Genomic DNA, 12,382 nt, shown 5'->3' on the forward strand with positions numbered 1-12,382 from the left:
CAGTTGTCCGTGCACGTTCGGCGGGAATCAGCGCACCCGGCAACGACAGAGAATTGCGGGCCGCCCGCAATAAACTTGCGCAGATCGCGCGTCCGCCCTCCGCCGACACCGCCTGACTTGCGCCCAGGTCGCCTTTGATTCATGGTTCGCCCGCCGGCGCTCGCGCCGGTGGGGCCTGGAATCCCCTGTGCGACATCTGATCATCGACGGCCCCGCGCGCGACGCGGATGTCGGTTGCCGACGGCTTCGGACCCGTGCGTTCTTGCGCGTGCGCCCGGCGGCGCGGCTGCGTCGGGATTCCGGACCTCTCGCGGAGAGGCCGGAGAGGTGTGGTGACAGAGGCGAAGCAGCTTGGCGCGGACGGACGGGACGGTTTGAACCGCCTGTACCGTCAATACGCCCCCTGGCTGGGTCGCCGCCTTCGCGCGCGCGTGGGCCCAGACGCCGCCGCCGACGTCGTACAGGAGACCTATATACGCGCGGCGCCCTACGCCCTTGCGGACATCCGCCATCCCAAGGCCTTCCTTCTGCGGATCGCCATGAATCTCCTGCGCGACGAGAGCCGCCGCGAGGCCCGCAAGAACCGGGAGACCGAGGGGGCCCCGTCTCCGGAAGTGGAGGCCGCCCACCAGTTCGATCATGTCCTGCTGTCTCAGGTCATCCGCTCGATGCCGCCGCTCTACCGCAACGTCTTCGTTCTGAACCGCTTTGGCGGTATGACTTATCCTGAAATCGCCCTGACGCTCGAGATAAGCGTGAAGACGGTGGAATGGCGAATGGCCAGGGCGATCGAGTACTGCGCGTCTCGGCTGGATCTGTAGGCAAGACGGATGACCATCGAGGGTGACGTCGACATCAGGCGGAGGGAAGCGGCTGAGTGGTTTGCTCGGCTCAACCAGCGCACGGTCACGACCGCGGACGTGAAGGGGTTCAGCGAGTGGCGCCGCGACCCCGAGAATGCGCGGGCCTTCAGTCGTGTCGAGGCCATGTGGGACGCGGCCGGCGCCCTGGCCAAAAGCCCGGAGATGTCGGCGCTCGCGCGAGAGGCGGCAGGTCTGCGCCCCCCCCCCAAACGGCGTTCGACGACCGGCCGCCTCCTACCGATCGGCGCCGCCGGCGCCTTGGCGCTGGCCTTCGGCGCGACTGCTTTCGTCTGGCTGTCCCAGCAGCCGACGCGCTACGCCACGGCGGTAGGGGAACAACGCACCTTTCAACTTGAGGACGGCTCGCGCATCACGCTGGACACGGCGTCGGAGGTCGCCGTGCGCTTCAACGATTCCCGCCGTTCGGTCACTCTCGCAACCGGCCAGGCCATGTTCGATGTCGAAGGCGATCCGGGACGGCCCTTTGTTGTCGCGGCCGGCAACACCCGGGTGACGGCGGTCGGCACCCGCTTCGATGTCCGACGATCGGGCGCAGGCGCTCGGGTTGTTCTCGTCGAAGGGCGGGTCGATGTCCGGCGGGAGGCCGCGTCTGACGGTCAGTGGACCCTGGCGCCCGGTCAGCAGGTCACGACCTCGACGGATCGTCCGACGGTCGCGGCCGCGAACCTGCCGGCCGCCACCAGCTGGACCACGGGGCGGCTGACGTTCGAGAGCACGCCGATCGGCGAGGCCGTGGCGGAGATGAACCGCTACAGCCGCGTGTCGATCGAGCTGCGGGACGAACGAATCTCATCGATCCAGATCAGCGGCGTGTTCAACACCGGCGACGTCGACGGCTTCGTCGCCGCGCTGAGCGACCTCTACGCCCTTCGGCCGACGGAGACCGACGATGGCCGAATCATTCTCACCGGTCCGGCCTGAAATTAATCCGCCCTCGACTTAGGGGAACCTCCGCGACCCAACGTCTCCTCCCCAGCCCGCACATCCGCGGGTAGAAAATGGGGGATGGTCATGGGCCAGGGTTTCACTTCGACGGCGGTTGCCGCATTGATGCTGGGCGTCGCGACGCCGGTCATCGCGCAATCGAGCGATGTCGCGCGCCGCTTCGATATCGCGGCGGGACCGCTCGACCGCACCCTGCCCGCCTTCGCCCGCCAGAGCGGCCTTCAGATCCTCTATCCGAGCGCCCTCGTGGCGGGTCGCCGGTCGCCGGCCGTCAGCGGCGACCTGACGCCCGAGGCCGCGCTGACGCTGCTGCTGCGCGATTCCGGGCTGACCTATCGCCAGAGCCGCCCCACGGTCTTCGTTCTCGTCGATCCGACGGCCCGGGCGGATGCAGGCGAGACAGACGCGACCCAGCTCGAAGAGATCGTCGTGACCGGCACCTATCTGCGCGGCGCCGACAGCCCCTCGCCGGTGACGGTCGTCACCCAGGCGGACGTCGAACGGCAGGGCCGAGCGACCGTCGCGGAGACCCTCGCGGCCATGCCGCAGAACTTCACCGGTTCCGCCTACGAAGGCTCGACGAATAGCGGGGCCGACCGTTCCGGGCGCAATGTCGGATCCGCGACTGGCGTCAACCTCCGCGGCCTCGGCGCCGACGCGACCCTCGTGCTGGTCAACGGGCGGCGGGTCGCCGGAACCGGCAATGCAGGGGATTTCGCGGACATTTCGAACATCCCGTCCAGCGCCATCTCTCGGGCGGACGTCCTTCTTGATGGCGCATCGGCTCTCTATGGCGCTGACGCCGTCGGCGGCGTCGTCAACATCATCCTGAAGTCCCGCTTTGAAGGCGCCGAGACCCGGGTCCGCGTCGGCGGTACGAGCGACGGCGGGGCCGAGGAGTTCCTCTTCTCCCACGCCGGAGGTCTGAGCTGGGAAAGCGGCAGCGTCGTCGCCGCCTACGAGTATCACAATCGCAGCGAGCTCCAGGGCGCGGAGCGCGACGCCACAGCGGACGCCGACCTCCGACGCTTCGGAGGCACCGACCGCCGCCTCCTCACAGCTTCACCCGGAAACATCGTCCGCCTCGACGCAGCCACCGCGACCTATATTCCGCTGTTCGCGATCCCCTCCGGGCAGAATGGCGTCGGCCTCGCGCCCGGCGACTTCATCGCCGGGCAGATCAACCGCACCAATCAACTAGAAGGCCAGTGGTTTCTGCCTCATCAAGAACGTCAGAGCCTTTTTCTAGCGGCAAGACAGAACCTGCCGGCCGGATTCAGTTTGGACGGCGATATCCGATACACCGAGCGCGACTTCTTCCTGAAGACCAGCGCGGACGCGGGGACCTTCACCGTCACCGCCGCCAATCCTTACTTCGTCTCGCCGACCGGCTCGACGTCACATGACATCGCCTACTCGTGGGTGAACGATCTCGGACCGGGCCTGTCGGAAGGACGAACCGAAAGCCTCGGTGGTGCGCTCGGCGTCTCGGGCGAACTGCTCGGCTGGAGCGTCTCGGCCTATGCCAGCGGCGCACAGGAGACCACCGGCCGCCGGCTATCCAATCGTGTGCAGACAACCTTCCTGCAGGAGGCTCTGGGCGCACGAGCGGACATACCGACCACGACCTTCAGGACCGCGACGGACGGCTTCTTCAACCCGTTCGGCGGCCCGGCCGCGAACTCGGCGACTATCCTGGCGCACATTGGCTCGGGCTACACCGACGCCGATTACGTAAGCACCGTGTCTTCGTTCAACCTCAAGACCGATGGGACGGTCCTCGAGTTGCCCGGTGGTCCGTTGCAGGCTGCGTTCGGTCTCGACTTCCGCGCCGAGCAGTTTGAGTCGGGTGGGGAGAGCTTCCTGTCCGGGACCGCTCCGCGCGTGACCGCGCCGGTCTCGTTCGAACGGGACGTCTCCTCGGCGTTCGCCGAAGTCCGCGTACCCATATTCGGCCCGTCCAATGCTCGCCCCGGCCTCGAGCGTCTGGAACTGTCGCTGGCCGGGCGAGTCGAAGACCACGAGGGCGTGGGGAGGACGAGCAACCCCAAGGTCGGCCTGCTCTACGGACCAACGACCGATCTGGTGTTGCGTGCCTCCTGGGGGACGTCCTTTCGCGCGCCATCTCTGAGGGAGCTGCAGAGCGCCTATCAGATCGGCCCGTCGTTCCTGAACCGCGGCGGCGGCAACGTCCTGACCCTTATTCAGTACGGAGGAAACCCCGACCTCAGACCGGAGACAGCGGATTCCCTTACAGCAGGCTTCGTCTGGACGCCGGCGGCCTACGACGGTCTGCGCCTCGAGGGGAACTGGTTCCGCACGCGATTTAACGACCGCATCGGCAATCCGGTCATCCAGAACCTCGTCAACGCGCTGAACGACCCGGCGCTGGCGCCCTTTGTTCGCTATGTCTCTCCCACGACGTCTGCGGAAGACCGGGCTCTCGTCCAGTCGCTGCTCGACCATCCGGGCAACTTCAACCCGACGGTCTTCCCGGCGACGTCCTACGGCGTCATCGTCGACAACCGCTTCGTTAATGCGGCGAGCGTCGAGGTCGAAGGTCTGGACCTGTCCGCACGGTATCGGTTCGACTTCGCCGCCGGCCAGGCAATGGTCGACACGACCATCACCCATCTGCTGACCAACAATCGCCAGATCACGGCTACCTCCCCCACGGAGCATCTTCTCGGGGATCCGAACTTCCCGGCCCGATGGCGGGGTCGCGCCGGCAGTCAGTGGGTCCGCGGCCCGATCACCCTGGGCCTGATCGCCAACTATGTCAGCGGGGGGCGCGATCCGCTGACCAATCGCGAGATCGACGACTGGACCACCTTCGACGGTCAGGTGCGCTACGATTTCGCGGCGGGTTGGGGGGAAGGTCTCTCACTCAGCCTCAATGTGCTGAACCTCTCCAATGCGGCGCCGCCATTCTACGACTCCCCAAACGGGGTCGGCTTCGACGGCGCCAATACGAACGCGCTCGGGCGGCAGGTGTCGCTCCAACTCGTCAAGCGCTGGTGATCCGCCATGCGCAACACATTGATCACTGCGCTCGGCGCACTCGCGCTCACATGCCCGTCGTCCGCCCAGTCGGAGCCGCTCACCCTCGAAACCCTGCTCGGCCTGGAGGCCTTCGGCCGGATCGAGATCGATCCTTCCGGTGCCGTCGCCGTTTTCGAGGAGCGCCGCGCGCGTGGCGATCTTCCGCGCTATGACCTGCAGCCCGAGGGCGCTCTCAGGTACGCCAGTCTGTACCGTTTCGACGTCGAGACCCCGGCCAATGTCCGCCCCCTTCTGCCGATGGACGATGACGCCGGCTACACCATGGGTCCGTTCTCACCCGACGGCTCGCGGCTGATCGTCTTTCGTCTTCAGGACCTGACGTTTCGGCTGGGTATCGTTGACCTGCGGACCGGGGCTGTCGCCTGGACCGATCTTTCACCGGAGAGCGGCGCCTGGGGGCGGTCGGTCCAATGGATCTCGGACGTCGAGGTCCTCGTGCTCGGCATGCCGGGCGGGGCCCTGCCGCCGCGTCTCGCCATGCAGAACGTGACCCAGACCCACCTCCCCGATCTCTGGGCGCAGGCCGCCCGGGGGGAGCCGTCCTTTGTGTCGGTCGGACTGGGTGCTCCGGAGGAGGTCCGCGAAACCCGCGCGCTATGGCGGGTGAACGCCGACACGGGCACGGCCACCGTCGTCACAGAGGGCGACTTCCTGGATTTCGAGGCGTCCCCCGACGGCAAGCACATCGCAGTGCTCAAGGACGGCCCTCTTGCCCCGCCCCCCGGCCTCGAAGCGTCGACCGAGTTTCGCAGGGCGCGTTCGTTACGCCTCGTCGAGACGCAGACGGGCTTGTCGGTGGACCCGCCCGAGGCCGTCGATATCTCGACCAGCCTCCTCGGCTGGGCTCCGGACTCCTCTGCGGTGCTGGTGACCGTTGTCGGCGCCGAACCCGCCCGGCTACTCTCCATTACGCCCCACGGGCAGGTTCAAGAGCGGACGCCGGCCGGCGTGTCGCTTGACACGACGGCCGACGTGTTCGGGAGCCCAACGACGCACGCAGCCTGGCTTGGCGCCGATGTGGTCGTTCGAGGAACACGCGACGGCGAAACGGGCTGGTGGTCTGAGCGAGCGTCGGAGGTCATCGCTGTGAACACTTTGAGCGACAGCGCGCGCGTGGTCGCCCAGGGACGACAGGCGGCTCTGTTCGAGGATCGGGGTCGCATCCTTCGCCTTGGCTCCGATCTGTCGCCGGAGGATCTCGGCCCGACAGGCACGCGTTCGCGCGCCCTCGGCATCTTCGGACATCGGCGCCAGACCGATCCGATGGGCGCAAGCGAGGCGGAGGTCATCGGAGACAGCGGTCAGTTGTGTCGCGTCTCCGCAGATGCCGAGCCCGCACCGCCACCGTGCGTCGCCGCGATGCCCGGAGCCAGCGTCAGTTGGAGTCAGAGGATCAGTGTCGGCATCGGAACCGAGGGCCGCGCGCCGAACCGCCTTGAGGTCCGTAGCGAGACGGGCTCGGTGATCATCAGACGTCTCAACCCGGAGCTGGACGCCGTCTGGGTGCCCGAGCCTCGCCTGATCAATGGCCCGAACGGTGCGCGAGGCTGGCTCTATCTGCCCGAGACGGCGGAGAACCAGCCCCCGCCGGTCATCGTCATTCCCTACCCAGGGAAGGCCTATCCCACAGCGCCATCGGCCATGCGCCCGGAGGCGGTGCAGATGACGCTGAACGGGGGACTGCTGGTCGCGGCGGGCTATGCCGTGATCTATCCGGACTTGCCGACGAACGCCGAACCGTCCGCCGGCCTCGCGGACAGGATCCTCGCCGTCGTCGACGCCGCAGGCGACGATGGCTCCATCGATACTGATCGGATCGGCCTCTGGGGTCACAGTTTCGGAGGCTGGTCGGTCGTCATGAGCGCCACCCAGTCGCCACGCTTCAAGGCGGTCGTCGCCCTCAATGGCCCTTACAACCTGCAACTCGCGCTCTCCGATATGTCGCCGAACCAGCGCATTCTAGGTGGAAACACCACCGACGCCGTGAGCGGTGCACGATGGCTCGAAACCGGGCAGGCGGGCATGGTCCAGTCCTACTGGACCGACCCGGAGCGCTACAGACGAGGGAGTCCTTTCGAGAATGCCGATCGAATTGCAGCGCCGGTCCTTCTGATCCACGGCGAGTTGGACTTCCTAGGGGCACACGCCGAGCAGATGTACGCCGCACTTGTGAGACTTCGACGGCCGGCAGCACTCACCTATCTGTTCGGCGAGGATCACAGTATCCACAATCCCGGCAACGCTAGGATCTACTACGATCAACTGACGGCTTGGTTCGACCGATACCTCAGACCCGAGGTGCCGCGATCCGGGCCTGCCATCGCCGTAGCCAGGCCTCCGTCAACGCCAGGGTGACGAGCCTGGCGAACCCTCCCTGCCAGACCAGGGCTTCGCGTGTCGTCTCGTCCGCGAGGCCCTGCGGCAGGAGCCCAGCTGCGGCCAGTTCGCCTTCGAGCAGATAGCTGCGAAGAAAGTCCAGATTCCTGGCCACGGCTTCGCCGTAGAAGGCCCCCAATTCCCCCTTGGAACGGCGATTGAATATGGAAGCAGGGATCGCGTCGGCATAGGCGGCACGTGCCGCGAAACGGTCACGGCCGCCCCACGTCAAGTCGACAGAGGACCAGGCCAGACCGGCCTCCATGACGGGCTGGCTCAGGAGCGGATTGACGCACGGGCCATATCGCCCCCTCACGGCGTGTCCCTGAAAAGCCTGAGAATTGACCAGCCCGAGGATTTGGGTGGCCTTTGCGGGCGGCACCCCCTGAAGATCGTCGAGCCAAGGGTGTCTCCGGTCGCGCAATGCGCGCGTGTGGGCCCGTCGCGCCTTCAGCCAAGCGTTCGGCCAGAGCGACTGGCCGGTCCAGCGCGCGGCGCTGTGAAGCACCTCGGGCCGCGTGCGCAGCTGTCTTTCATGGACCTCATCGAATGCAATCAGATAACTCGGCATCTGGAAAAACACGACGTCGCCACCCTGCCCCGTCAGCGAGCCCCAGGCGCCCGAGCTCTCGACCCTCGCCGCGATGTCGTCGTTGTAGTCCGTGTCGAGGTCGTTAACCGGGGGCCTGAAGGCATCGGCCGAGAGCGCGAGCCGCGCCGCCGACAAATTTAGTCCGTTGCGTTTCACTTCAGTCAGGCGGTAGCCATGTCGCTCGACCACCGGACGCGCGAAGGCGCGCTCGTCCCCCTCCGGATCGTCTACGAAGTGGTTGACCCACTGCGTGATACGGGCGCGCTGATGATCGCTGAGCGCGCCCGCTATAATCGCCGAATCCAGCCCTCCGCTAACTTCCACGACCCAAGCTCGCTCGCCCGCCAGCGCTCGCACACTTCGATCGACTACCTCACGAAGATCCGGCCGAACCTGCTCCCGCGCCCTCCGGTAGACCTCCGACGGTCGCCAGATCTGCCGCGACCGAACCCCCGCCGGACCGATGTGGAGGAGCGCGCCGGACGCAACCGGAGTGAGAGCCGACAGGGCCAGTTCGTGGCGATAGCCGCCGCCCCGCGTGAGAAGCCCCCTCATCGATTCCCAGTCGATTGTGAGATTATCGGGCAGCAGGCAGTCTAGGGCGGGCGGGGCTGTCGGGGCGATAACCGTCACACCGTCCTTACGCCAGGCGACCGCCTCGACGGCCCCGGACGGGTCACGGAGGATCGCAGCGTCGCCTGATGTCCGCCGAACCACGACGTATCGCCCCCAGAAGGTCGACACGATATCGCTCGCGCGGTTCGCGTCGAGAGCGCGACAGGCAACGACGCCCCGTTCCTCCGGCGATAGCGATCGCCCGACATGGTCGAATATCTCTCCGACCATAACCCCGTGACCGTCGAGAGCCGCCACGATCTCGAGCCGGGACGTCGCGGGCGCGTAGACGGCTATGAAAGGGTGTGAGACGCGGCGGCTCCATCCCGCCCCAGCCAAGCGTCGGGCGATCTTCCGCGACAGCGTCTCCAGGGCCCCCGCGTCATCGGCCGCGAGCACGACATAGGCATCAGCGCTCATGGTCAGATCGCCATGATGGGACGGTAAATCGTCAGGGTGTCGGGCGACTGGCTGACGCAATGCTCGTCCACCTGCAGCCAGCAGTGCGCGAGGAAGGGCCACACGCGGACACCGAAGACCCAGTCCGCATCGAGGTCGGCCGCGTTCAGAAACCGGAGCAGCAGCTCGGCCTGAAACAGGCAGGCGCCGACGGCCGGGGCGTAGGGGAGCAGTTGGCGAAAGAGACGGACCCGCGCCGCGATGGCGTCGAGATCGTCTCGGCGGCCGCGCCGCCCGGATACTTGGCGCGCCAGCGACTGAAGCGTCGGCTTGCGTCGCGCTGTATCGGCCCAGAGCATCGCGAAAGTTGCTATATCCACGGCGGACGGCCGCCCGGCCTCAACGTCCGGAAGCCGGCGAAGCGGAATCGGCGGCGGTGGCGACCGCCGAACCGACGGCGCACCCGATTGCAGAAGTTCGTTCGCGGCCAGATCGAGCATCAGATCCATCGGCGCCCGCAATGACCCGCCGTCGACCCGAACCTGGGCGCAGTCTGGGACAAGAAAATAGCCGTCCGTCGAAAGGTCCAGGAGGACGAGATCGGAGCCCAACTTTACAGCATGCACTGTCTCGGCGAGTTCGCCGCTCTCGTGGCGTTCTCCGAACGAAGGCGAGACGACGGTCTGCATAAGGCGTTTCCGGTCAGGAAATGACTGTTGCTGTACGGTGCGGGGCGGCAGATCGGGCCGTCAGCGAGGACGGCCCGACCGTCATCAGCCGACCGGCATGTCCCACTTGAGGTGGGAGTTGAGCTCGACGAGCTCGCCGTCCACCGCGGCGCGGGTCAGGCGCCGCGCCTGGCCCAGCCGCAGTACTCGAATGGTGGCTTTCATCGCCATTCTCCATGTTGTCGTGATACCCCTTGAGATCATCGCAACGGTCGGGGCGTGCCGCGCGTCGGGGCGACCCGGTCGGGCAGCCCCTTCGGTCAGGCGCCCGGAGTGACGTCGTAGCGCTCGAGCGGGTTCAGCTCGATGAACGTGCCCTCGACGCCAGCACGAGTGAGCTTGCGAGCGGCGCCTAGGCGAACGAGGCGCGAGATGCTCTTGGTGGTCATGGTCGTCTCCTCTTTCTGAAGGTCGACAGAAGGTCGACGACGAACCATCAGCGCCCATCCACAAATCGATTCAAACGATATTGCGGATGTATTCGGAGCCGTCGGCGTTCAACCGCCTGACCCGCGCGGCTAGGCCGCCGGCTGCGGTCCGCCACCGCGCGTAGTAGGCATCGAGGTAGTCCAGCTCCGGCCCCCCCGATGGGGATATCGGCCCGTTGAGCCGGCGCAAGGGAGCGAGCCGCCGCCGGACCCGCATGAGACTTTCGACCAGCGGCTGGCTCTCGCAATGATCCAGCAATGCGACGATCCAGGTCTCAACGGCTGCGTCCGAGCCGTCGCTTAAAGGAGGCGCAGCGGCCGAGCAGGTCGCTGCGAGCCGGACGTGCGCGGCCTCGAGATCGAGCAAGCCGATGATGTCTTCCACCGGCGCGGGGCGGGTGAAGTATCCGAGGCCTCGTCGATCCTCGACGAGGCCTTCCCCGCAGAGCCGGGACAGAGCCTCCCGAACGGGGCTGGTGCTGAGTTTCAGCGATGCGGCGATATCGGCCACCGGTAGATGTTGTCCGGGCGCGAGCCCTTGCTCGAGAGCCTCGCGCAGGCTGGTCACCGCGGAGCCGAAAGGATCGCGCTGTCTCACGGGCCATCCCCGCAAGAAATGCGCCCCGCCCGTAGGTCAACGACCCTCCGGTTTCGGGGCGCGCACGCGGCGAGATAGCGCCTATACTCAAACCCGCAAGAACATTGCGCCATGACCGCAGCTTTTATGCTATTGATCCTATTAGGCTTTCATTTGATGCGAGGCTGAGGCATTTTTCAACCTGCAGGGGTGAAGGGAGCCCTTCCTAAAGCCAAAGACGGGGTGGTGGACCGAAGCATGGACAGTCGGCAAACCCCGTCACCCAACGCGGTGCTCTCCGCCAGCCTTCGTCTCATCCGGTCTCACAGGCGAATGCGGACCATCGATGTGGCCGCCGGGATGAACATGGCCCTGAGGTCCTACGAGCACTTCGAGTCCGGCGCCGGCCGCATCAACCTGGAGCGGATCCACCGCTTCGCCGAGGTCACCAACAGCGACGCGCACGCCATCCTCGCCGCGCTGGCGATCGGCTCTCCGGCCTTCGCCTTGCGGTGCGCGGACAACAAGCTGGCGACCATCATCGCGGTCGTCCTTCAGGAGTTCGACGAGGAGGCGGGAGACGCGATCGCCGACCTCGACGCCCGGACGATCATCAACGCCTTCACCAAGACGCTGAAGGATCTGGCCGACCAGTCCGTCCGCAAGGACGCTGAAGCCGAAGCCTGGCTCGCGGAGCGGAAAGGGCGACTGATGACGCCCGCGCGGGACGACGGCTCCGGCGACGCCTGACCGACCGCGAATTCCCGTCCGCAACCTTCCCGGATCGACGCGGCGGCCTTGTCGGCGGCCAATGGCGAGGTGCGCCTTGATCCCTCCCCAACCTCATCAAACGCCGCCCTGGGCGACCTGACTCCGCGCCAGCAGGCGTGTCTCGAACTCGCCGCCGAAGGCCTGACCTCGGCGGCGATCGCCGAACGCCTCGGAGTCTCACCCCGAACAGTTGACGAGCATCTGACCTCGGCGTGCGAGGCGCTGGGTGTTCGGACTCGCATTCAGGCGGTTGCGCGGCTGGCGCAGGGCGAGCGCCGCGGTGAGGCCCGCAGTTTCCGTCCGTAGATTTTCGGCGGGAAGGTCGCGGGTCGTTCGCGGGCGACGGATCGGATGAGGTGACGGCCTTCAGCCAGGAGCCCTGCATGCTCGATCTCGTCGCGGTTCTCGCCCTGTCCCAGGTCTGTGCGCCCTCCGTCGCTCCCGAGACGTTGGCGGCCATCTCCCATGTCGAGAGTCGCTTCGATCCGCTGGCGATCGGCGTCAACCGCGGCGGACGTCGTCCGCCCCGCGCTCGCAACGCCGCCGAGGCGGCGCGATCGGCGAGGGGGCTACTGGCCGACGGGGCAAACATCGACCTCGGTCTGGCGCAGATCAACAGCAGCAACCTGCACTGGCTTGGCCTGACGGTGGAAGATGCGTTCGACCCCTGTCGCAACCTCGCGGCGGCCGCGACCGTCCTGCGCGCGGGATATCGGGCTACCAGCAGCGCCGCTTCGGACCAGCAAGCCGCCCTGCGCATCGCGCTCTCCCGGTACAATACCGGCGATGCGGAACGAGGCTTCCGAAACGGATACGTCGGTCGAGTCGAGGATGCCGCGATAGCGCTCAGGCTGGCCCGTCCAGCGGCCGCAGCCGCCGCCACGGACACGCGCGCGCCGCCGATTTCGCCTTCGCTTGAAGCCGCGCCGCTGCCCCCCTGGGACATCTTCGGCCGCGCCCGGGCCGACCTGTTCGTCATCTCAAACCCAGCCGCACGGTGATCC

The 12,382-nt window shown here is 66.9% G+C and carries 11 protein-coding genes; 7 read left to right on the forward strand and 4 right to left on the reverse strand.

The window, feature by feature from the left end; all coding sequences use genetic code 11:
* Positions 1 to 227 precede the first annotated feature (227 nt).
* From KF910_RS06625 to KF910_RS06640, 4 genes are all read left to right on the forward strand, one after another.
* The gene (locus tag KF910_RS06625) at positions 228 to 821 is read left to right on the forward strand and encodes an RNA polymerase sigma factor (protein ID WP_175359356.1); all 594 of its coding nucleotides are present in this window, start codon (positions 228 to 230) and stop codon (positions 819 to 821) included.
* A gap of 9 nt (positions 822 to 830) precedes the next feature.
* A complete protein-coding gene (locus KF910_RS06630; RefSeq protein ID WP_175359357.1) occupies positions 831 to 1,805 on the forward strand; it encodes a FecR family protein in 975 nt (324 codons plus the stop codon).
* Between the two features lie 90 nt (positions 1,806 to 1,895).
* A complete protein-coding gene (locus tag KF910_RS06635; RefSeq protein WP_292259793.1) occupies positions 1,896 to 4,850 on the forward strand; it encodes a TonB-dependent receptor in 2,955 nt (984 codons plus the stop codon).
* A 6-nt stretch (positions 4,851 to 4,856) separates the two neighbouring features.
* Positions 4,857 to 7,247, forward strand: a complete 2,391-nt coding sequence (locus KF910_RS06640; RefSeq protein WP_292259795.1) for a prolyl oligopeptidase family serine peptidase — start codon at positions 4,857 to 4,859, stop codon at positions 7,245 to 7,247.
* Here KF910_RS06640 and KF910_RS06645 read toward each other — a convergent pair.
* From KF910_RS06645 to KF910_RS06660, 4 genes are all read right to left on the reverse strand, one after another.
* On the reverse strand, positions 7,180 to 8,895 hold the full coding sequence (locus KF910_RS06645) for an asparagine synthase-related protein (RefSeq protein ID WP_292259797.1): 1,716 nt from the start codon (positions 8,893 to 8,895) through the stop codon (positions 7,180 to 7,182). The genes KF910_RS06640 and KF910_RS06645 overlap by 68 nt on opposite strands.
* A 2-nt stretch (positions 8,896 to 8,897) precedes the next feature.
* The gene (locus tag KF910_RS06650) at positions 8,898 to 9,563 is read right to left on the reverse strand and encodes a lasso peptide biosynthesis B2 protein (protein WP_292259799.1); all 666 of its coding nucleotides are present in this window, start codon (positions 9,561 to 9,563) and stop codon (positions 8,898 to 8,900) included.
* Positions 9,564 to 9,862: 299 nt separating this feature from the next.
* On the reverse strand, positions 9,863 to 9,991 hold the full coding sequence (locus KF910_RS06655; protein ID WP_292259800.1) for a hypothetical protein: 129 nt from the start codon (positions 9,989 to 9,991) through the stop codon (positions 9,863 to 9,865).
* Between the two features lie 70 nt (positions 9,992 to 10,061).
* Complete coding sequence (locus KF910_RS06660; RefSeq protein ID WP_292259802.1) at positions 10,062 to 10,628, reverse strand: GntR family transcriptional regulator; 567 nt, start codon at positions 10,626 to 10,628, stop codon at positions 10,062 to 10,064.
* A gap of 339 nt (positions 10,629 to 10,967) precedes the next feature.
* Between KF910_RS06660 and KF910_RS06665 the strand changes: the two genes are divergently transcribed.
* The 3 genes from KF910_RS06665 (at position 10,968) to KF910_RS06675 (ending at position 12,379) form a co-directional block, all read left to right on the forward strand.
* Positions 10,968 to 11,357, forward strand: coding sequence for an XRE family transcriptional regulator (locus KF910_RS06665; RefSeq protein ID WP_292259803.1), 390 nt, complete (start codon positions 10,968 to 10,970; stop codon positions 11,355 to 11,357).
* A gap of 48 nt (positions 11,358 to 11,405) precedes the next feature.
* The gene (locus tag KF910_RS06670) at positions 11,406 to 11,684 is read left to right on the forward strand and encodes a helix-turn-helix domain-containing protein (RefSeq protein ID WP_292259805.1); all 279 of its coding nucleotides are present in this window, start codon (positions 11,406 to 11,408) and stop codon (positions 11,682 to 11,684) included.
* Between the two features lie 77 nt (positions 11,685 to 11,761).
* The gene (locus KF910_RS06675) at positions 11,762 to 12,379 is read left to right on the forward strand and encodes a lytic transglycosylase domain-containing protein (RefSeq protein WP_292259807.1); all 618 of its coding nucleotides are present in this window, start codon (positions 11,762 to 11,764) and stop codon (positions 12,377 to 12,379) included.
* Positions 12,380 to 12,382 lie beyond the last annotated feature (3 nt).

This window comes from Brevundimonas sp., from assembly GCF_019636155.1.
In the GTDB taxonomy this organism is placed as follows: Bacteria; Pseudomonadota; Alphaproteobacteria; order Caulobacterales; family Caulobacteraceae; genus Brevundimonas.

Bases quoted from the DNA above. Each gene is read 5' to 3' on its own strand.
- KF910_RS06650 (WP_292259799.1), bottom strand. From the start codon at position 9,563: ATGCAGACCGTCGTCTCGCCTTCGTTCGGAGAACGCCACGAGAGCGGC.
- KF910_RS06640 (WP_292259795.1), top strand. From the start codon at position 4,857: ATGCGCAACACATTGATCACTGCGCTCGGCGCACTCGCGCTCACATGC.
- KF910_RS06630 (WP_175359357.1), top strand. From the start codon at position 831: ATGACCATCGAGGGTGACGTCGACATCAGGCGGAGGGAAGCGGCTGAG.
- KF910_RS06635 (WP_292259793.1), top strand. From the start codon at position 1,896: ATGGGCCAGGGTTTCACTTCGACGGCGGTTGCCGCATTGATGCTGGGC.
- KF910_RS06655 (WP_292259800.1), bottom strand. From the start codon at position 9,991: ATGACCACCAAGAGCATCTCGCGCCTCGTTCGCCTAGGCGCCGCTCGC.
- KF910_RS06645 (WP_292259797.1), bottom strand. From the start codon at position 8,895: ATGAGCGCTGATGCCTATGTCGTGCTCGCGGCCGATGACGCGGGGGCC.
- KF910_RS06625 (WP_175359356.1), top strand. From the start codon at position 228: ATGTCGGTTGCCGACGGCTTCGGACCCGTGCGTTCTTGCGCGTGCGCC.
- KF910_RS06665 (WP_292259803.1), top strand. From the start codon at position 10,968: ATGAACATGGCCCTGAGGTCCTACGAGCACTTCGAGTCCGGCGCCGGC.
- KF910_RS06675 (WP_292259807.1), top strand. From the start codon at position 11,762: ATGCTCGATCTCGTCGCGGTTCTCGCCCTGTCCCAGGTCTGTGCGCCC.